The organism is Blastococcus aggregatus, assembly GCF_900221005.1.
Classification (GTDB): Bacteria; Actinomycetota; Actinomycetes; order Mycobacteriales; family Geodermatophilaceae; genus Blastococcus; species Blastococcus aggregatus.
This window is the reverse complement of record NZ_OBQI01000001.1, coordinates 528,644-546,557: the sequence shown is the minus strand read 5'-3', so window position 1 is coordinate 546,557 and position 17,914 is coordinate 528,644. Positions and strand designations below refer to the sequence as shown.

Genomic DNA, 17,914 nt, shown 5'->3' with positions numbered 1-17,914 from the left:
AGGCGGGGGCGTGCTCGGTACCGCCGGAGGAGTGCGTCAGGCGGCGGGCTGGACGGCGCGGCGGCGACCGGCCTTGGGCAGGTCGGAGGTGTCCGGCGGCTCGAAGCCGGGCCGGTGCAGGCCACCGCGCACGCCGCGGGCGCCCAGGTGCATGACGAAGGCGAGCACCCGGGCGACGGCGGTGAACAGCTGGGGCGGCACCTCCTGGCCCAGTTCGCACGACGCGTGCAGGGCCCGGGCGAGCGGGATGTCCTGGACCATGGGCACGCGCGCCTCGGCGGCGACCTCGCGCAGCTTGGCGGCGATCTCGCCGGCGCCCTTGGCCACGACCCGCGGTGCGCCCTTGGCCGCCTCGTACTTGAGCGCCACGGCGACGTGGGTCGGGTTGACCAGCAGGACGTCGGCCTCGGCGACCTCGGCCATCATCCGGTTGCGCGACATCGAGAGGGCCACCCCCTTGCGGTGGGCCTTCATGTACGGATCGCCCTCGGCCTGCTTGTACTCCCGGGTGATCTCGTACTTGCTCATCTTGAGCTGCTTCATCATCTTCTTGCGGACGACCAGGTAGTCGGCGATCGCGATCACCAGCCCGGTCATCGCGACGACCCGGAACATCAGGATCGCCGAGTCCACGAAGGTGTCCACCACCGCCGACAGCGGCAGCGCGCCGGCCGACGAGACCAGGGTCTGCGCCCGGTCGCTGGTGATGACCACGACCGTCGCGAGCGCGATGGTCTTGATCAGCGCCTTGGTCACCTCCCACAGGCCCTGGGTGCCGAACATGCGCTTCATGCCGGTGAGGGGGTTGAACTTCTTCAGCGTCGGCTTCATCCCCTTGGTGGCGAAGGTGACGCCGCCCTGGCTGGCGGACGCCACGAGGCCGACGACCATGAGGCCCAGCGCCAGCGGCAGCACCGTCATCACGAATGCGGTCAGCGCCTGACCGAGGAGTGCGGAGATCGCCGAGACCTCGGGCTGGGTGGCCACGGCGCCGATCTGCACGAACAGCGTCTGCACCTCCGCGAAGCCCTTGCCCGCGATCATCGGCAGCAGCACGCTGGCCGCCGCGATGCCCGCCCAGGTGCCCAGCTCCTGGGTCCGCGGGATCTGCCCCTCCTTGCGCGCCTTCTTCAGGCGCTGGGGCGTGGGCTTCTCGGTCTTCTCACCGCCGGGACCGTCCTTAGCCACGGGTCATCACCACGGGTCAGCCGCTCCGGAGGGAGGTCATGGCCTGCACACCGTGCTCGAGCAGCGCGTCGAGCGCCGGTGGCAGCAGCGGGAAGGTGAGGCCGAGCATGACGAGGGTCAGCGTGATCTTGACCGGGAAGCCGATCGCGAAGATGTTGAGCGCAGGTGCCGCCCGGCTGAGCAGGGCGAGCGCGACGTCGGCCAGCAGCAGCACGGCCACCATCGGCCCGGCGATCTGCAGGGCGGCCAGGAACATCATCGACACAGCCTGGATGAGCACCGCCCCGAGCTGGTCGACCGGGACCTCGCCGCCGACCGGCATCCCCTGGTAGGAGGTGGCGAACCCCTTCACCAGCAGCAGATGACCACCGCTGGTGAACAGCAGGGTGACGGCGAGCAGGTAGTGCAGCCGGCCGATGGACGCGTTCTGGGTCATGGAGAGGGGGTCGTAGGCCGGCTGGAGCGAGAAACCGCCGGTCACGTCGATGAGGTCACCGGCCATCTGCACGGCGGTGAAGAGCACCTGGACGACGAAGCCGAGCGCCGCGCCGATGATCACCTCGGTCACGGCCGCGACGACGATGAAGCCGGCCGTCGGCTCGGGCAGCGTCGGTGCGATCTGGGTCGACAGCAGCAGCGACAGGGCCATCGCCAGCGCGCCCTTGACCGGTGCCGGGATGGTCCGCGAGTTGAACGGCGGAGCCAGCAGCACGAACCCTGCGGCCCGTGCGGTGCCGAGCAGCAGCGCGACCAGGGTGACGGCGGGGACCGTGAGGTCCATCGCTCAGGTCCGGTCGAGCAGTCGGGGCAGCTGGTCGAACAGGTGCTCGGTGAAGTCCACCAGGGAGGAGAGGACCCAGTTCCCGGTGATCAGCAGGACGACGGCGACCGAGATCATCTTGGGCACGAACGACAGGGTCGGTTCCTGGATCTGCGTGGCGGCCTGGAACAGCGAGATCAGGAAGCCCACCGCCAGCGCCGTGAGCAGGATCGGGGCGGCGACCTTGGCGGCCAGCATCATCGTCTGGGCCGCGATCTCCGTGACGTCGGCGTCAGACATCGCTACCCACCCCCGTACGAGCCGACGAGCGCGGTGGTGATCAGCGACCAGCCGTCGACCACGACGAACAGCAGCAGCTTGAACGGCAGCGAGACGATCGTGGGCGGCACCATCATCATGCCCATCGACATCAGCGAGGCGCTGACCAGCATGTCGAGCACCAGGAACGGGATGAAGATGACCAGCCCGATGATGAACGCGCTCTTGAGCTCGGAGAGCACGAACGCGGGGACGAGGGTGGTCATGCTCACCGCGCTCGCGTCGGCCGGTGCCTCCTCGCCGGAGAGGCCGATCATCAGCTTCAGCTCGTCCTCGCGGGTGTTGCCCAGGAGGAACTCCCGCAGCGGGACGACGCCGGCGTCGTAGGCCTGCGAGACCGACATGGCGCCGTCCATGTAGGGCTGCACGGCGACGTCGTTGATGTCGCCGAACACCGGGCCCATCACGAACAGCGTGAGGAACAGGGCCAGGCCGGTGAGCACCTGGTTGGGCGGCGAGGTGGGCAGCCCGAGGGCGTTCCGCGTGATCCCCAGGACGACGATGATCTTGGTGAACGAGGTCGCGAGAAGCAGCACCGACGGGGCCACCGAGAGCACGGTGATGGCCAGGATGAGCGTGATCGACGTGCTCGCCGAGCCGCCGCCGATGGAGATGTCCACGCCGCCGTCGGCGCCGCCGACGCCGGGGACGACCGGCGCGACCGGGTCGGTGGGCGCGGTGGGCGCCGTCGGCACGGCTGCGGCCGGGCCGGCCGCGAGCACCGCGGCGAGGCCGGCGAGCAGCGTCAGCAGCAGGACGACCGTCGCGCGCCACCGGGCCACGTCCAGCCGCGACCGCCGTCGGAGCGGGGCGGTCATGACCGGCGGACCGTCCGCTCGCGGAGCTGGTGGACCAGGTTGCCCCAGCCGTCGCGGTCCAGGACCGAGCCGGCGAGCGCGCCGGACGTGGACCGGGCGACCAGGGTGGGGGAGTCGTCGTGGGAGTCGGGCGCGGTCGCCAGGCGCATCGGCGTCCGCTCGCGCTGCGCGGCGTCGACGGCCTCGGAGTCGAGCTCGGCGAGCAGCGTGACCTGCTCCTCGGTGGCGCCGACGACCAGGACGACGTCGGCGATGCGGATGACGTTGACCGTGCTCGAGCGGCCCATGCGCTGGCGCGCGACGACCTCGATCAGGTTCGACCCCTGCCCGAGGCCGCGCTTCTTCGCGAGCCGCGCGGCGTACAGCAGGATCAGCGCGACGAACCCCAGCGACAGGATCAGCCGGATGATCATCCAGGTCATGTCCACTCCTCGCTGGCGCTCGTCGTTCCCATGACCCACGTCGCTCCACCCATGGGTGAGCTCGCAAGCTCGCTCACGCACTCACACCCAGCTCGGCGGCGTCGCTGACGATCTCGCTGATCCGCAGGCCGAAGTCCTCGTCGACGACCACGACCTCGCCGCGGGCGATGAGGGTGCCGTTGACCAGCAGGTCCGCCGGCGCGCTGGCCGCACGGTCGAGCTCGACCACCTCGCCCGGGTGCAGCGAGAGCAGCTCCTGGACGGTCATCCGGGTGCGGCCGATCTCGACGGTGACCTCCATGGCCACGTGGCGCAGCAGGTCCAGGCTGCCGCTCGGGGTGCGCGCGGCCGGCAGGTCCACCTGCAGTGCGAAGGTCGCCTGGTGCTCGCCGTCGGCCATGAGCGGGACGGCGACGAACATGCCCTTGTCGCGCAACCCGTCGAGGGCGGTGACCGGGTCCACGAGCCGCTCGGAGGCGACGCGCACCTGGCCGAGCGTCGCCGCTGCGGCCTCGAGGGCCGGGCGCAGTGCCGCCGCGACGTCCATCTTGCCGACGGGGGAGTTGCTCAGCGCTTCCACGACGTCGGCGGAGACGACGAGGACGACGTCGCCGGTCACCTCGCCCGACAGGCCGGCCGTGACCGCCGAGGCCGCGCCCGGGGGGAGCGAGACGCTGTCGGGGTCGCTGACCGGGGTGCCCGCGACCAGCTGCGTCGTGGCCGGGACCAGGGTCGCGGCGGCCCGGGCAGCGCTGGCCACCACGGCGGTGACGGTCTGGGAGTCCTGGGTGCTGTCGGTGCTCATGCGGTGTCCTTCACGGCAGCGTGCGGGGTGGGGACGATCGAGGCGGCCAGACGGCGCCGGTGGTTGCTCGCGATCGCGTAGGCGAACGTGGTGTCGTTGGTGGTGACCTCGAGCGGACTGTCACGCGGATGGCGCAGCAGGAGGACGTCGCCGACGGCGAGGGAGAGCAGGTCGGCCGAGGACACCGACAGCGGGGCGAACCGCACGCTGACGTCCACCGGCACGAGGTTGAGGCGGGCGGCCAGTGCCTCGGCCGCCTTCTTGCGCTTGCGCAGCGCGGACTCCGACAGCTGCGGCGAGGCGGCGTTGTTCAGCGACTGGGCGAACGAGGAGAAGGGCAGGACCAGCGTGGCCTCGCCCTCCCGGGCGCCCACGGCCATGGCGAAGTTCGCGACCATGACGGTGTCCGACCCCGACGCGGCCTGGGCCAGCTGCGGGTTGTACTCGAAGCCGGTCATCACCGGCTGGAGCTCGGTGATCGTCGCGAACGAGACCGCGAACTCGTGCAGCAGACGCTCCAGCAGGTGAGTGGTGATGGACGTCTCCATCGCCGTCATCGGCCGGGCGGGCTGTGCGGCGGCGCCTGAGCCGCCGAGCATGTGGTCGACGATCGCCATCGCGATGTCGAGGGGGTAGGCGAGCATGCCCTTGCCGGCCAGCGGCTCGAGGGTGAACGTCGTGATGAACACCGGGTCGGGCAGCGTCTTGACGTAGTCGTCGTAGGAGAACTGCTCGATGCTCACCAGCTCCAGCCGCGCACCGGCGCGGAGGAACGTGGTGAGGATCGTCGTCGCCTGGCGGGCGAACGACTCCTGCGCGATCTGCATGACGCGCACGTGCTCGCGGGAGAGCTTCGTGGGCCGGCGGAAGTCGTAGGTGCGCGGCTCGCCGCGGCGGCTGCGGGTGCTGCTGACCGGTGCCGCCGCCGGTGCCTGTGCTGCTCCCCCGTGGGGGGCCGGGCCGGTCTCGGGGGTGGTCACGGAGGAACTCATCGGCGGGAACCGGGGTCACCCTGACCGGCGTGCGGGGCCCGGCCGGTCGGACGGGAGAGCTGTGGCGAGTGGTGCTGGGGGGATCGGAGGGGCGTCGTCGGGGCGAACCGCGCGCCGGAGACGCCAGGGCAGAAATGGCCATTTCTGCCCTGGCGCCCGGCGACGGCTACTGGGTGACGTACTCCGTGTAGTAGATGCCCATGACCATCGGGACGTCGTGGTCGGTGTACGCGGCGATGATCTTCTGCTCGAGGGCTTCCTTCAGCGCGTCCCGGGCGCCGATCACGTCGGCCGGGTTCGCCTGCGAGAACGTGGAGATGATGGCGTCGTAGGCCTTGGCGCCGTCGACGGTCGCGCCGCCGCCGTGCCCGCCGCCGGCTGCCGCCGCGACGGTGATGTCGAGGGTGATGCCGACCTTGAGGTAGCCACCGCCCGCCAGGTTCACCGCGACCGGCTCGAGGGCGACGTAGCCGCCGTGCTCGGGGGCTGCGGCCTCGGCCTCGCCGCCGGCGAACAGGAAGAAGTAGGCGGCGCCGGCCAGGGCCAGCACGACCACTCCGACGACGAGGAACAGCTTCTTCTTGCCCTTGGGGGCGGCCTCGTCGGTCTCGGTCTTCGAGTTTTTGCTCATGGGGTGGCCTCCTGTTGTGCGGCGTCGATGCCTGGCAGCAGTGCGTTGGCCTCGGCAGAGGCGGTGGACAGGACGACGACGTCGACGCGACGGTTCGCGCTGATCGCCGTGGGGTCGGAGATGGGCACGAGCGGCTTGGTGGACGAGTAGCCGGCCGAGGACATGCGGTCCTCGGGGACGCCGTCACCGGCCAGGTAGCGCAGCACGGTGCTGGCCCGCCAGCCCGACAGCTCCCAGTTCGACGGCCAGGGGCCGCCGCGGGTGACGGGCAGGTGGTTCGCGTGGCCCTCGATGCGCAGCACGTTGGGCAGGTCGGTGAGGGTCGGGGCTATGGCGCCCAGGATGGCGGCGCCCTCCGGGCGGAGGGCGGCCTCCTCGGCGTCGAAGAGGACGGCGTCGGCGACGATGTGCACCACCAGGCCCCGCTCGTCGATCTCGAAGCGCGCCGCGCCGGAGTACCCGGCCTCGGCCAGCGCGGCCTCGAGCGCGGCGCGGGCAGCGGCGAGCTCGTCGTAGGCGTCGGCGGCCTCGGCGGCGACCCGCTGGGCGCGCTCGGCGGCCGCGGCCGCGGCGGCGGCGTCGACCTCCGCCTCGGGGACGGTGGGGTTCGGCGGGATCGCCGAGGCGATGTCGATCGCCCCGGGCAGCCCGTCGAGCACGGACCCGTCCGGCGTCGGCCCGGGGGTGACGACGATGGGGCCGCCGAAGCTCTCCGCGAGGCCCTTGGCCAGGGCGGCGAACTTGTCCTCGTCCACCTTGCTCATCGCGAAGAGCACGACGAACACCACGAAGAGCAGCGTCATCATGTCGAAGGCCGAGACGAGCCACCGCTCGTGGTTCTCGTGCTCCTCGTGCTCTTCGTGCTTCTTGCGGCGGCGGCCGTGTCCGCCGCTCATCGGTCCTCCTCGCCGGCGCTCGTCGGTCCGCTTCGCGGACTCGCTGTGCCCCTGGCGGAGCTCGCAAGCTCGCTCACGCTGCTGCCTTGGCCAGCTCGCTCGGCGGGATGAGCGCGTTGAGCTTCTGGCGGACCGCGCGCGGGCTGGTGCCGGCCTGGATCTCGGCGATGCCCTCGACGAGCAGCTCCATCTGGGCGGCCTGCAGCTCGCTGACCCGGAGGATCTTGGCGCCCATCGGCAGGAACCAGAAGTTGGCCGCCATGACGCCCCAGAGCGTGGCGATGAACGCGGCGGAGACCATCGGCCCGAGGGTCTCGGGTCGGTCCAGGTTGGCCATGACGTTCATCAGGCCGACGATGCAGCCCAGGATGCCGATGGTGGGCGCGTAGCCACCCATGGCGTTCATGAACTTCGCGGCGACCTTGTCCTCGGCCTTCTTCGCCGAGATCTCGCTCTCCAGGACGTCGCGCAGTTCCTCGGGGTCGGTGCCGTCGATGCCCATCTGCAGGCCGCGCTTGAGGAACGGGTCCTCGATCGCCTTGACCTGCGCCTCCAGCGCGAGCAGGCCCTCCTTGCGGGCCTTCTCCGCGAGGGAGACCAGGATCTGGATCTGGTCGGTCGGCGGCGGAACCTTGGCCGGGAGCACGGCCATCTTGAACCAGGCCGGCATCTTCTTGAGGTCGGCCATGGTCTGGCTGGCCATGGCCGCACCGAAGGTGGCCACGATCACGAGGATGATCGCCGGCAGGAAGAGCAGCGTCATCGGCGCGACCCCCTCGAGGGTCATGAAGACGAACAGCGCGACGACGGAGATGCCGAAGCCGATCAGGGTCACGGGGTCCACGGGTCAGCGCTCCTCTCGGACCGGGAACGGCACGACCGACGAGTCGCCGACGGGCAGGGCCTCGGCACGGTGGGAGCGGTACTCGCCGCGGTCCATCTCGTAGCTGGTGGCGAGGATGCCGGCGCGGTACTCGCGGATGTCACGCATGACCGTGTCCACGGACTCCGTCACCACGTACCGGGTCCCCTCCAAGAGGAAGACGACGGTGTCGGGGTGCGCCTCGACCCGCTCGATGAGGTCGGGGTTGAGCGCGAACTGCTCCCCGTTCAGGCGGGTCACACGGATCACGGGACAGTCCTCTTGCTCGGTGGGGCGGAAGTCGGGACGGGCGGGAATCGTCACTGTCACCATCGGCTCCGCGGGCCCGGCACTTGAGCCGAAGCGACCGCGGTGGGGCTCACCCCGGAGGGTGAGAGCCCCGCTGCGACGGGACATCCGCTGCAGAACGTCCGCGGCTCTCCGGGGCCTCCGCTGCAGGAGGTCCCGGAGAGCCGTGGTCCGGCTATCAGCGCTTGAGGTTGACCAGGTCCTGGAGGAGCTCGTCGGAGGCGGTGATCACGCGGCTGTTGGCCTGGAAGCCGCGCTGGGCGACGATCAGACTCGTGAACTCCTCGGAGAGGTCCACGTTGGACATCTCCAGCGCGCCGGAGGACAGCACGCCGCGGCCACCGGCACCGGCGACGCCGACCATGGGCTCGCCGGAGTTCTGGGCGACCCGGAACGAGGAGTTGCCGGCCTTCTCCAGGCCGCTCGGGTTGTTGAACGAGGCCATGGCCAGCTGACCCAGGTTCTGCCGGAGCCCGTTGGAGTAGGTGCCGGTGATGGTGCCGTCGTTGGAGAGCGAGAAGCCCTGCAGCGTGCCCATCGCGTAGCCGTCGACGTCGGAGGGGACGACCTCGCTCTTGCCACCGAACTGGTCGATGCCGGACAGGTCCACGGCGACGGCGCCGGGCCAGCTCGCCGTCCCGGGGGTGAAGGTGACCCCCGCGGCCGGCGTCAGCATCGTGCCGTCGTTGTCGAACGTGACCGTCCCGTCGAAGGGCGTCCCGTCGGCGTTGTTGAGCGGCAGCGTCGTGCCGCCGTTGGCCACCGCGAGGGTCCACGTGTTCGGGGTGGCGGTCTTGGTGAACGTGTAGGTGACCTCCTGCCGGACGCCCATCTGGTCGAACATGCGCACCGGCGTCTGGACGAAGGCCCCGTCCGCCGCCGCGGAGTCGAGGTTGCCCTCCACGACCGACGTGCGCGTGGCGGTGGGCGGCACGGCGGCGCCGTAGGGCACCGACAGGTCCTCGATCGGCCCGTTCGGGTTGATCGTCCCGTCGGGCCCCGCGATCCAGCCCTGCAGGATGCCGCCGTCGGGGGTCACCAGGCGCCCGGTGGCGTCGAACGAGAGCGAGCCGGCCCGGGTGTAGAGCTGCTCGCCGCCGGAACCCTGGGTGACGAAGAACCCGTCGCCCTCGATCATGAAGTCGGTCGAGCGGCCGGTCGACTGGGCGGCGCCGTTGGTCCAGTTGGTGGTGATCGCCGCGAGCTTGACGCCCAGGCCCACCTGGGCCGGGTTTGTGCCGCCACGGTCGGCGGCGGGGGCGCCGCCGGCCCGGACGACCTGCGACAGGGTGTCCTGGAAGACAGCGCTGCTGCTCTTGAAGCCGACGGTGTTGACGTTGGCGATGTTGTTGCCGGTGACGTCCATCTTTGCCTGGTGGGCCTTGAGGCCGGAGATGGCGGAGAACATGGAGCGGAGCATGGGAAGGGTCTCCTCGGGTGCCGGGGTGGGAAGTGGATCAGGACGCCGCGGAGGAGCTCGTCCCTGAGCTCGGCGTGGTGGAGATGGCGGTGATGCGGCCGACCTGGACCTGCTGGCCGGCGACGACGGCCACCGCCTCGCCGTCGCCGGAGGCGAGCCGGACGGAGCTCACCAGCCCGGTGACCGAGGTGCCGGTGGTGTCGGTGTACGTGACGTGGCGGCCGACCATGGCGCCCGCGGCTGCGTGCTCCTGGAGGATCAGGGCCGTGGCGCTGCTCGCGGCGATCTGCTCCAGCTTCTCGACCTGGGTGAAGGTCGCGGTCTGCGCGATCATCTGCGAGGAATCGACAGGCTTGGACGGGTCCTGGTAGCGCATCTGGGCGACCAGGAGCTTGAGGAAGGTGTCCTTGCCCATCTGGTCCCCGCGGTCCACCTGGGGGGTCGCGTAGGTGACGGGCACGTTCTGGGTGCCGCTGACTGCGTCCGGCATGGGTGAGCTCCTGTTCAGACGCGGACGTCGACGCCCGACGACGGCGATCCGGTGGTCGGGACGGTCCTGGTCTCTCCGCTATCGGCAGGACGCAGCCATGGTCGTGACCGTCCGTCCGGCGGACCCTGCTGACCGGGGCGGTCGCCGAAGCCCTGCTGCGCCTGCTGGCCGGCGGCGTGCCGGTCCAGCCAGGACCCGCCGCTGTCCCGTGCCACCTCGAGCTTGGAGGTGGTCAGGCCGGCCGCCTCGAGATCGCGGCGCAGGTCGGGCAGCGCGTCGAGCAGGGCGGCGCGGCCCTGCTCGTGCGCTCCGCGGAGCATGAGGTCGACCGTGCCCTTGGTGACGGTGACCGAGACCTCGACCGGCCCGAGCGTCTCGGGGGTGAGGACGAGGGTCATGGTGTGCGAGCCGTCGGGCCCGCCGCGCAGCACCGCGACCTGCCGGGCGACCTGCCCGGCCACCGGCAGGCTCGCCGCGGCACCGGTCGCGCCGTCGGCGTCCGGAGCCGCCGGTGTCAGGGTGGGGAGGGCGGCGCCGGGGACCGGAGTCGTAACCGGCTCGGCGGCCTCGACGCCCGGGGCGGCGCCGCCGGAGCCCTGACCCTGGCTCTGGCTCTGGCTCTGGCTCTGGCTCTGGCTCTGGCTCTGGCTCTGGCCCTGGCCGCCGGTGCCGGCACCGGCCGAGAGGTTCGCGGTTCCTGGCAGGACAGCCGGGGCGGCCTGCGCGGAGGTGGCGTCGGCCGCGGGGTCGGGAGCCGACGCCGGCGGCGTCATCGTGGTGCCGGACGCCGCGGCTGTCGCATCGGCCGGGGCCGGTCCGCCGGCTGCCGGCACCGACCCGGGCGCTGCTGCCGGGAGGCCCGGCGCCGCCGGTCCGCCGGTGGCCGGGACGACGGCGGGGTCGACGGGCAGGCCGGCGACGGGCGGGGCAGCGGCACCGGCCGGAGCGGCCGCCGGAACCGCGGTCGAGGCAGCGGCACCCGGAGCGACGGCCGAGGTGCCCGTGGCCTCACCCGGAGCGAGGGCGGAGACCGCGAGGGCGGCGTCCCCCGCAGGGGGAGTCGACGGCTGCCCGCCGGCCTGAGCGGAGCCGAGGGCGAGCGCCCACAGGGTCGCGGGCAGGACGACGGCGGCCGGCACCTCGACGGCTCCCGCCTCACCGGGGACGACGGGCCCGGCCGGCGACTCGGAGTCCTGCGACTCCCCGTCGCCGGTCGCCCCGTCGCCGACGGTGCCCCGGCCCTCGGCCAGGGCGCCGTCGAGCGCCGAGGCGAAGGGCGTGCCGCTGTCGGCCCCCCCGGCGTCCGACGTCCCCCCGGTCGAGGCGGTCCGCGCGGCAGGAGCCGCCGGCATCACTGGTGCGCTCATCGGTAGGTCTCCGCCTTGCTCATCACGGTGCGGACGTAGTTCTGGGTCTCGGGATAGGGCGGGATGCCGCCGTGGCGGCTGACCGTCCCCGGGCCGGCGTTGTAGGCGGCGAGGGCCAGCTCGGTCGAGCCGAACTGGCCGCTGAGGCTCTTGAGGTAGCGGGCGGCGCCGTCGACGGCCGACGCCGGGTCGAGCGCCGTCACACCGAGGCCGGCGGCGGTGGCGGGCATGAACTGCATGAGCCCCTGGGCGCCGGCCGGGGAGACCGCGCTCGGGTTGAAGCTGGACTCGACCGAGGCGACGGCGGCGAGCAGCGAGGCATCCACGCCGTGGCGGCCGGCCGCGGCGGTGAACAGGTTGGCGTACGGGACGCCCGCGATGCCGCCCGAGCCCGAGCCGGCGGATGCCGCGACGGGGGCAGCCTGCGGCAGGATCCGCCGGATCGACGTCGGGTTGCCGACGTCCTGCACCTTGACGACCTCGCCGGCCTGCGGGGCGGCGATCATCTTGCCGTTGCCCACGTAGATGCCCACGTGGTCGATACCGGCCCGAGAGGAGGAGTTGTCGAAGAAGACGAGGTCGCCGGGGCGGGCGTCGGCGAGGGAGGCGACCGCGGTGCCGCTCGTCGCCTGCTGCGACGATGTGCGCGGCAGGTCGATGCCCAGCCGCCCGAAGACGACCTGGACCAGGCCCGAGCAGTCCAGGCCCTTCGACGGGTCGGTGCCGCCCCACAGGTAGGGCACGCCCAGGTACTTGCTCGCCTCCGCGACGACCGCCGTCTCCGAGGCCGTCCCGGCCGCGGCGGTGGCGGAGCTCGACGAGGTCGAGGCGGTCCCACTGAGGCCCGCGGCCGCGGCCGCCGTCGCCCAGCCCCGCGACGACGTCGCCAGCTGGGGGGTGAAGCGCGTCTGGATCTCGTTGATCCGCGACTGCACCGCGGTCAGTCCGTCCACGGGACCTCCTCGGTCGTGGACCGGCCGGCGCGGCCGGTCACCAGGTCGTCGACGGCGCGCTCCTCGGCGGCCGCCTCGGCGCGCTGCTGGGCCTCCCGGTGCCGCTCCCGCAGCCGCTCGAGCGCCAAGGTGGCTTGCGCGGCCGCCGTCCACTGCGCGCGGACCGCCTCGGCCTGCTCGGCCGACGCGACCGCGGCCGCGCGGGCGTCGGAGGCGTCGGTCGCGGCGATCCGGAGCAGCGTCATCGCCGCCACGAAGTCGCCGGCGCCGAGGGAGCGGGGCAGGACGGCCGAGGCCAGCGTCGTCTCGTGGTCGGTCGCGCGGTCGGCGGCGTCGACCGCGGCCTGCGCGGCCCGGGCCGAGGCCACCGCGGCGGCGCGCTCCTCGGTGCGGCGCAGCTCGAGCACCGGCTGCAGCCGGAAGGGTGCCTGCTTCATGCCCGGACGATCCGCTGCAGCCAGGCCCACGCCTCGGGCGCCGGCGTCGACTCACCCATGGACTGCTGCAGGAACGCCTCGATCTGCGGCGCGAGCTCGCGGGCCCGGTCCACCAGGGGGTCGCTGCCGGCCTGGTACGCGCCGATCTCGATGAGCTCCTTGACGTCGCGCAGCGCGCCCATGAGGCGGCGGATCTCCCGCGCGTCGGCCATGAGCGGCGGCGGCACCACGGCGGTCGCGACGCGGGAGATGGACTCCAGCACGTCGATGGCCGGGAAGTGCCCGACGGTGGCGAGCTTGCGGGTGAGCACGATGTGCCCGTCGAGGATGGAGCGCGCGGTGTCGGCGATCGGCTCGTTGTGGTCGTCGCCCTCCACCAGCACCGTGTAGAGCCCGGTGATCGAGCCGGTCGCGCCCGTGCCGGCCTTCTCGAGCAGCTGCGGCATCATCGCGAAGACGCTCGGCGGGTACCCGCGGGTGGCCGGGGGCTCGCCGGCGGAGAGCCCCACCTCGCGCTGGGCCATGGCGGTGCGGGTGATCGAGTCCATGAGCAGCAGGACGTCGCGGCCCTGGTCGCGGAAGGCCTCGGCGATGCGCGTCGCCACGAAGGCTGCCTTCAGCCGGACCAGCGGCGGCTCGTCCGAGGTGGCGACGACGACGACGGTGCGCGCCATGCCCTCGGGGCCGAGGTTCTCCTCGATGAACTCGCGCACCTCCCGGCCACGCTCGCCGATGAGACCGATGACGCGGACGTCGGCGTCGGTGCCGCGGGTGATCTGGGCGAGCAGGCTGGACTTGCCGACGCCGGAACCGGCGAAGATGCCCAGTCGCTGCCCCTTGCCGCAGGGCACGAGGGTGTCCAGGGCGCGGACGCCGAAGGTGAGCGGCTCCTGCACGCGGGTGCGGGCCAGCGCGTGCGGCGTCTCGCTCGCCAGGTCGACCCAGGAGACGCGGGCGGCCAGCGGCGGGCCGCCGTCGACGGGCCGGCCGAGGCCGTCGAGGACGCGGCCGAGCAGCGCCTCGCCGACCGGCACCTGCAGGGGGAGGCCGGTGGCCCGGACGGGCGCTCCGGCGACGACGCCGGAGAGCGTGCCCAGCGGCATGCAGGTGAGGCGGCCGTTGCCGACCGCGACCACCTCGGCCAGCAGCGGGCGGGTGCCCGGGTCGATCTCGACGAGGTCGCCGACGGCCGCGACGACGCCCTCGACGGTGAGCGTGAGGCCCATCGCGCCGGTGACGATCCCGGTGACCTGGGGCCGGGCGGCCGCGCGGGCGCGGGCGAGCAGCGCCGACGGCAGCCCCGACGGGGCGGTGGCCGTGGTCACGAGGACAGCACCGCCTGGACGCGCTCGAGGGCCGCGACGAGCTGGGCGTCGACCCGGCGGGACCCGGTCTCGGCGACCGCGCCGGCGCGCTCGACGGCCGGGTCGCCGACCACGCGCACCGAGTCGGGCAGCTCGATCAGCGCGCCGGCCGGCAGCTCGGCGAGGTCGTCGGGGTGCACGCGCACCACCGCGGGGGCGTCGGCGGGGCAGAGCGTGAGCGCCCGGCGGACGGCGTCGAGGACGGGGGAGTCGGCGAGCGCGAGCTCCCGGCCCAGCAGGTCCTCGACCAGGGTCAGGACCGTGCCCAGCACGGTCTCCCGCACCTCGTCGGCGGTCGGGACGGCGGCCTCGTCCAGGCGGGCCGCTGCGGCACCGAGGGCTGCGGTGGCCGAGGCGATCCGCCGCTCCCAGCGCCCCTGGGCGGCGGTCATGCGCTCGGCGGCGGCCCGCTCGGCCTGCGCGACGACGTCGGCCGCGGCGGTCAGGCCCTCGGTCCGCCCGGCCGCGAAGCCCTCGGCGTGTGCCTGGCGGCGCAGCCGTTCGAGCTCGTCGGCGTAGACCTCGCCGAGCCGGATCGTCGGCCGGCCGCCGGCGACGACGGGCTGGTCCTCCGCGCGGCGGACCGTGGTGCGCCGCTCGATGGGGGAGGGCTGCGGGGGCACCGCGTGCGGAGCGCCGTCGTCGGTGACCTGCCGGTAGGGCCGGGCCGAGCTCGCCGCTCCGCCGCGCAGCACCGCGCCCTCGCGCGGCGCCCGCGGGGCGGGAGGCCCGCCCGCGTCCGCCGCGCGCAGCACGACCGGCATGGCGTCCACAGGAGACGCCATCACGCGATGGCCCTGGACGCGATTCCGCGCCTCGGTCCGCTCCTCGCTCGTTCCTCGCTGCGATGCTCCCGTGGCCGTCATCACGCGACGAACTCGTCGTCGACGCCGCGCGAGATGGTCAGCACACCCTGCTCCTCGAGCGTGCGGATGACGCCGACGACCTTGGCCTGGGCCTCCTCGACGGTGCGGGTGCGGACCGGGCCGAGCATCTCGATCTCCTCGGAGAGGTTCTCGGCGGCGCGCTCGGAGAGGTTGCGCTGGATCTTGTCGCGGACGTCGGGCCGGACGCCCTTGAGCGCGGTGGCCAGGTCGTTGGCCTCCACCTCGCGCAGCACCAGCTGCAGGGAGCGGTCGTCGATCGAGACGATGTCCTCGAAGACGAACATCTGCGACCGGACCTGGTCGGCCAGCTCCGGGTCGGTGTTGTCCAGCCACTCGAGGATCGAGCGCTCGGTGGGCCGCGGCGAGCGGTTGATGATCTCGACGAGGGCCTCCACGCCACCGGCGGTGGTCATGTCCTGGTGCGCGAGGATCGAGCCCATCCGGCGGCCGAGCTCCTCCTCGACGAGGCGGACCATCTCCGGCGAGGTGCGGTCCATCGTGGCGATCCGGTGCGCGACCTCCGCCTGCTGCTCGGGGGCGAACCCCGACAGGACCTCCGCCGACTGTCCTGCGGGCAGGTGCGCGAGCACCAGGGCGATGATCTGGGCGTGCTCGTCCTTGAGGAAGGTGACCAGCTGCCGGACGTCGGCGTTCCGCAGCGAGGCGAAGGGCACCTCGGTGTAGACGACGTTCAGGCGGGAGAGGATGCCCTCCGCCTTGTCCTCGCCCAGACCCGCCGCGAGGATCTCGCGGGCGAAGTCGACGCCGCCGCGGCCGATGAACTGCTGGGCGGCCATGAGGCTGTGGAACTCGTTGAGGACGCCGTCGACGTCCTCGACCTCGACCGAGCCCAGGCGCATGAGCTCCCGGGTCAGGGACTCGACCTCGCGCGGCCGCAGCTTGGCCAGCAGGACGCCGGCCTCCTCCTTGCTCATCTGGGCGAGGAAGACCGCGGCCTTGCGGAGGCCCGGCAACTCGGGTCGGGGCGGAGCGGGCGGGACGGCGGGCAGGTTGCCCGCGCCCAGCAGCTGGTCCATTCCGGCGAGCGTCATGCCTTGTTCTCCGTCAACCAGCCGCGGAGCATCGCCGCGACCTCGTCGGGGCGATCGCTGATCATGGCGGAGATGTCGGTGCGCACCTTCTGCCGCTCGGCGGCCTCGAGCTCGGCCACCCGGTTGTCGATGACCGGCTCGTCGCGGGTGCTCGCGATCCGGATGCGGTCCAGCTCGGCGAGCATGTCGTCGGTGAGCTCGAGGGGCTCGTAGTCCTCCTCGGCCTGGCCGGTGCGGCGCGACCGCAGCCAGACGACCAGCACGACGAGCGCGATGCCGGCCGCGATACCGCCGGTGCGGATCATCGACCACATCTGCTCGCTGGCCTCGGCCTCGCGGACCGCCTCCATCTCGGCGGCGGCGGTGTCGGCAGCCGTGGTGTCGAACGGCATGGCGGCGACGGTGATCGCGTCGCCGCGCGCCTCGTCGAGGCCGACGGCGTTGCCGACGAGGGCGGTGATCTGGGCCTGGGGCAGGTTGGCGGCCACGGCGTCGTCCATCACCACGGAGACGGTCAGCCGGTTGAGGCCACCCGGTGCGGCCTGCACGACCTCGGTGGTCTCGCCGATGGCGTTGTTCGCCGTCGTCGACTCCTTGGTGTAGCTCGAGTCGCCCCCACCGGCGTTCGCACCGGCGTCGGGCATGTTCTCCGGGCCGAGCACGCCGCCGACGATCGCGCCGCCACCACCGGTGTAGTCCTCGGTGGTGGTGCTCTCCGAGACCGGGGGCGTGCCCTCGTCGTAGGTGTAGGTCTTCGAGGTGGTGTCGCGCTGGTCGAGGTCGACGTCGGCGCGGACGGAGACGACCGCCCGGTTGGGACCGAGCACCCGGTCGAGGATCTGCTGGGCGTTCGCCGCCAGCCGGTTCTGGTAGTCCAGTTCGACCTGCGAGCGGGCGTCGCCGGCGGCCGCGCTGATGCCGGCGCCGGGGGAGGAGAGCACCTGGCCCGACGTGTCGGTGACCGTCACCTGCTCGGGCGACATGTTCTCGACGCTGGAGGAGACGAGGTTCGTGACGGCCTGGATCTGCTCGCCGGACAGGGTGGTCCCGGCGGCCAGGTCCAGCAGCACCGAGGCGGTGGGCTCGGCCTGGTCGGTCACGAAGACCTCGTCCTCGGGGAGCGCGACGTGCACGATCGCGGAGTTGACGCCGTCCAGGGACTCGAGCGTCTTGGACAGCTCCCCCTCCAGGGCGCGCCGGTAGGTCGTCTGCTGCTGGAACTCGCTGGTCGTGATGCCCTGCTCGTCCAGCAGCGCGTAGCCGGTGTCCGCGCCGGCCGGGAGGCCCTGGCCGCTCATCTGCAGGCGCAGGTCGTACACCGCGTCCTTGGCGACCATGATCGTCTGGCCGCCGTCGGTCAGCTCGTAGGAGACCCCCGCGGCGTTCAACTCCTCGACGATGGCCGAGGCGTCGCTGGCGGCCAGGTTGGAGAACAGCGGCGCCTGGGTGGGCGCGGTGATCCACCGGGAGAAGAAGAAGCCGCCGAGGAGCAGCCCGACGAGCAGCAGGCCGATGACGACCTTCTGCCCCAGGCTGACCGTGGCGAACGCGGAGCGGGCACGCTCCAGCGTCCCGGCGAGTGCCGTCTGCATCAGACCGGCATCCTCATGATCTCGTTGAAGGCCTCAACGGCCTTGTTCTTCAGGCCCACGACCATCTCGACGGCCAGCGAGGACTCGCTCCGGGCGATCATGTAGTCGTGCACGTCCTTCAGGTCGCCGGTGGCGGCCTGGGCGGCCAGGCCGTCGGCCTTGACCTGGGTCGCCTGCAGCTGGTCGAAGGAGGACGCCAGCACCGAGGAGAAGGCGTCGCCGTTGGCGCCGCCGGCCTGGGAGACCGCGGCAGTGGTGTCGATGCCGGCCACCCCGCCCATGCCGGCCAGGGCACTGATGCCGGGGATGCCGCCGATGGGGAACGTCATG

21 protein-coding genes are annotated in these 17,914 nt (G+C 72.7%); all 21 read right to left on the bottom strand.

Annotation, left to right across the window (positions count from 1 at the left end; genetic code table 11):
* Nucleotides 1–36: 36 nt before the first annotated feature.
* Nucleotides 37–1,188 (bottom strand): EscU/YscU/HrcU family type III secretion system export apparatus switch protein, encoded by a 1,152-nt coding sequence (locus CRP29_RS02800; protein ID WP_097193513.1) that lies wholly within the window; start codon nucleotides 1,186–1,188, stop codon nucleotides 37–39.
* A gap of 16 nt (nucleotides 1,189–1,204) precedes the next feature.
* Entirely contained in the window at nucleotides 1,205–1,969 is a 765-nt protein-coding gene (fliR, locus tag CRP29_RS02795) for a flagellar biosynthetic protein FliR (RefSeq protein WP_097193512.1), read from the bottom strand.
* A 3-nt stretch (nucleotides 1,970–1,972) separates the two neighbouring features.
* A complete protein-coding gene (gene fliQ, locus CRP29_RS02790; RefSeq protein ID WP_097193511.1) occupies nucleotides 1,973–2,248 on the bottom strand; it encodes a flagellar biosynthesis protein FliQ in 276 nt (91 codons plus the stop codon).
* Between the two features lie 2 nt (nucleotides 2,249–2,250).
* Nucleotides 2,251–3,105: a flagellar type III secretion system pore protein FliP gene (gene fliP / locus CRP29_RS02785; protein ID WP_097193510.1), complete on the bottom strand. Its 855-nt coding sequence runs from the start codon at nucleotides 3,103–3,105 to the stop codon at nucleotides 2,251–2,253.
* A complete protein-coding gene (locus CRP29_RS02780; protein ID WP_097193509.1) occupies nucleotides 3,102–3,527 on the bottom strand; it encodes a FliO/MopB family protein in 426 nt (141 codons plus the stop codon). Before CRP29_RS02780 ends, fliP begins: the two co-directional genes overlap by 4 nt.
* 73 nt (nucleotides 3,528–3,600) lie before the next feature.
* Nucleotides 3,601–4,332, bottom strand: a complete 732-nt coding sequence (gene fliN / locus CRP29_RS02775) for a flagellar motor switch protein FliN (RefSeq protein WP_097193508.1) — start codon at nucleotides 4,330–4,332, stop codon at nucleotides 3,601–3,603.
* Nucleotides 4,329–5,312 carry a flagellar motor switch protein FliM gene (locus tag CRP29_RS02770; protein WP_245852350.1) on the bottom strand — a complete coding sequence of 328 codons (984 nt, stop codon included), beginning with the start codon at nucleotides 5,310–5,312 and terminating at the stop codon, nucleotides 4,329–4,331. The genes fliN and CRP29_RS02770 overlap by 4 nt, the downstream gene beginning before the upstream one ends.
* A gap of 178 nt (nucleotides 5,313–5,490) precedes the next feature.
* A complete protein-coding gene (locus tag CRP29_RS02765) occupies nucleotides 5,491–5,955 on the bottom strand; it encodes a flagellar basal body-associated FliL family protein (RefSeq protein WP_097193506.1) in 465 nt (154 codons plus the stop codon).
* A complete protein-coding gene (locus CRP29_RS02760) occupies nucleotides 5,952–6,851 on the bottom strand; it encodes a flagellar motor protein MotB (RefSeq protein WP_097193505.1) in 900 nt (299 codons plus the stop codon). Before CRP29_RS02760 ends, CRP29_RS02765 begins: the two co-directional genes overlap by 4 nt.
* Nucleotides 6,852–6,924: 73 nt before the next feature.
* The gene (locus CRP29_RS02755; RefSeq protein WP_097193504.1) at nucleotides 6,925–7,695 is read right to left on the bottom strand and encodes a motility protein A; all 771 of its coding nucleotides are present in this window, start codon (nucleotides 7,693–7,695) and stop codon (nucleotides 6,925–6,927) included.
* A 3-nt stretch (nucleotides 7,696–7,698) separates the two neighbouring features.
* Nucleotides 7,699–7,983 carry a flagellar FlbD family protein gene (locus tag CRP29_RS02750; protein ID WP_097193503.1) on the bottom strand — a complete coding sequence of 95 codons (285 nt, stop codon included), beginning with the start codon at nucleotides 7,981–7,983 and terminating at the stop codon, nucleotides 7,699–7,701.
* A 217-nt stretch (nucleotides 7,984–8,200) separates the two neighbouring features.
* The gene (locus tag CRP29_RS02745; protein ID WP_097193502.1) at nucleotides 8,201–9,442 is read right to left on the bottom strand and encodes a flagellar hook protein FlgE; all 1,242 of its coding nucleotides are present in this window, start codon (nucleotides 9,440–9,442) and stop codon (nucleotides 8,201–8,203) included.
* Between the two features lie 37 nt (nucleotides 9,443–9,479).
* Nucleotides 9,480–9,932, bottom strand: a complete 453-nt coding sequence (locus tag CRP29_RS02740; RefSeq protein ID WP_097193501.1) for a flagellar hook assembly protein FlgD — start codon at nucleotides 9,930–9,932, stop codon at nucleotides 9,480–9,482.
* Nucleotides 9,933–9,946: 14 nt separating this feature from the next.
* Entirely contained in the window at nucleotides 9,947–11,299 is a 1,353-nt protein-coding gene (locus tag CRP29_RS22365; protein WP_141437031.1) for a flagellar hook-length control protein FliK, read from the bottom strand.
* Nucleotides 11,296–12,252 carry a transglycosylase SLT domain-containing protein gene (locus CRP29_RS02725; protein ID WP_097193499.1) on the bottom strand — a complete coding sequence of 319 codons (957 nt, stop codon included), beginning with the start codon at nucleotides 12,250–12,252 and terminating at the stop codon, nucleotides 11,296–11,298. The genes CRP29_RS22365 and CRP29_RS02725 overlap by 4 nt, the downstream gene beginning before the upstream one ends.
* Entirely contained in the window at nucleotides 12,240–12,689 is a 450-nt protein-coding gene (locus tag CRP29_RS02720; RefSeq protein ID WP_097193498.1) for a flagellar FliJ family protein, read from the bottom strand. The genes CRP29_RS02725 and CRP29_RS02720 overlap by 13 nt, the downstream gene beginning before the upstream one ends.
* Complete coding sequence (locus CRP29_RS02715; RefSeq protein WP_245852347.1) at nucleotides 12,686–14,014, bottom strand: FliI/YscN family ATPase; 1,329 nt, start codon at nucleotides 14,012–14,014, stop codon at nucleotides 12,686–12,688. The genes CRP29_RS02720 and CRP29_RS02715 overlap by 4 nt, the downstream gene beginning before the upstream one ends.
* Entirely contained in the window at nucleotides 14,011–14,838 is an 828-nt protein-coding gene (locus tag CRP29_RS02710) for a FliH/SctL family protein (protein ID WP_245852345.1), read from the bottom strand. Before CRP29_RS02710 ends, CRP29_RS02715 begins: the two co-directional genes overlap by 4 nt.
* Before the next feature lie 80 nt (nucleotides 14,839–14,918).
* Nucleotides 14,919–15,992 (bottom strand): flagellar motor switch protein FliG, encoded by a 1,074-nt coding sequence (fliG, locus tag CRP29_RS02705; protein ID WP_097193497.1) that lies wholly within the window; start codon nucleotides 15,990–15,992, stop codon nucleotides 14,919–14,921.
* Nucleotides 15,989–17,584 (bottom strand): flagellar basal-body MS-ring/collar protein FliF, encoded by a 1,596-nt coding sequence (gene fliF / locus CRP29_RS02700; protein ID WP_097193496.1) that lies wholly within the window; start codon nucleotides 17,582–17,584, stop codon nucleotides 15,989–15,991. Before fliF ends, fliG begins: the two co-directional genes overlap by 4 nt.
* Entirely contained in the window at nucleotides 17,584–17,913 is a 330-nt protein-coding gene (gene fliE, locus CRP29_RS02695; protein ID WP_097193495.1) for a flagellar hook-basal body complex protein FliE, read from the bottom strand. Before fliE ends, fliF begins: the two co-directional genes overlap by 1 nt.
* Nucleotide 17,914: the final 1 nt, after the last annotated feature.

Excerpts from the sequence above, each read along its gene's own strand:
- CRP29_RS02780 (WP_097193509.1), bottom strand. The coding sequence starts at position 3,527 with ATGACCTGGATGATCATCCGGCTGATCCTGTCGCTGGGGTTCGTCGCG.
- fliE (WP_097193495.1), bottom strand. The coding sequence starts at position 17,913 with ATGACGTTCCCCATCGGCGGCATCCCCGGCATCAGTGCCCTGGCCGGC.
- CRP29_RS02760 (WP_097193505.1), bottom strand. The coding sequence starts at position 6,851 with ATGAGCGGCGGACACGGCCGCCGCCGCAAGAAGCACGAAGAGCACGAG.
- fliR (WP_097193512.1), bottom strand. The coding sequence starts at position 1,969 with ATGGACCTCACGGTCCCCGCCGTCACCCTGGTCGCGCTGCTGCTCGGC.
- fliG (WP_097193497.1), bottom strand. The coding sequence starts at position 15,992 with ATGACGCTCGCCGGAATGGACCAGCTGCTGGGCGCGGGCAACCTGCCC.
- CRP29_RS02710 (WP_245852345.1), bottom strand. The coding sequence starts at position 14,838 with ATGGCGTCTCCTGTGGACGCCATGCCGGTCGTGCTGCGCGCGGCGGAC.
- fliF (WP_097193496.1), bottom strand. The coding sequence starts at position 17,584 with ATGCAGACGGCACTCGCCGGGACGCTGGAGCGTGCCCGCTCCGCGTTC.
- fliP (WP_097193510.1), bottom strand. The coding sequence starts at position 3,105 with ATGACCGCCCCGCTCCGACGGCGGTCGCGGCTGGACGTGGCCCGGTGG.
- CRP29_RS02745 (WP_097193502.1), bottom strand. The coding sequence starts at position 9,442 with ATGCTCCGCTCCATGTTCTCCGCCATCTCCGGCCTCAAGGCCCACCAG.
- CRP29_RS02740 (WP_097193501.1), bottom strand. The coding sequence starts at position 9,932 with ATGCCGGACGCAGTCAGCGGCACCCAGAACGTGCCCGTCACCTACGCG.
- fliN (WP_097193508.1), bottom strand. The coding sequence starts at position 4,332 with ATGAGCACCGACAGCACCCAGGACTCCCAGACCGTCACCGCCGTGGTG.
- CRP29_RS22365 (WP_141437031.1), bottom strand. The coding sequence starts at position 11,299 with ATGAGCGCACCAGTGATGCCGGCGGCTCCTGCCGCGCGGACCGCCTCG.
- CRP29_RS02720 (WP_097193498.1), bottom strand. The coding sequence starts at position 12,689 with ATGAAGCAGGCACCCTTCCGGCTGCAGCCGGTGCTCGAGCTGCGCCGC.
- fliQ (WP_097193511.1), bottom strand. The coding sequence starts at position 2,248 with ATGTCTGACGCCGACGTCACGGAGATCGCGGCCCAGACGATGATGCTG.
- CRP29_RS02765 (WP_097193506.1), bottom strand. The coding sequence starts at position 5,955 with ATGAGCAAAAACTCGAAGACCGAGACCGACGAGGCCGCCCCCAAGGGC.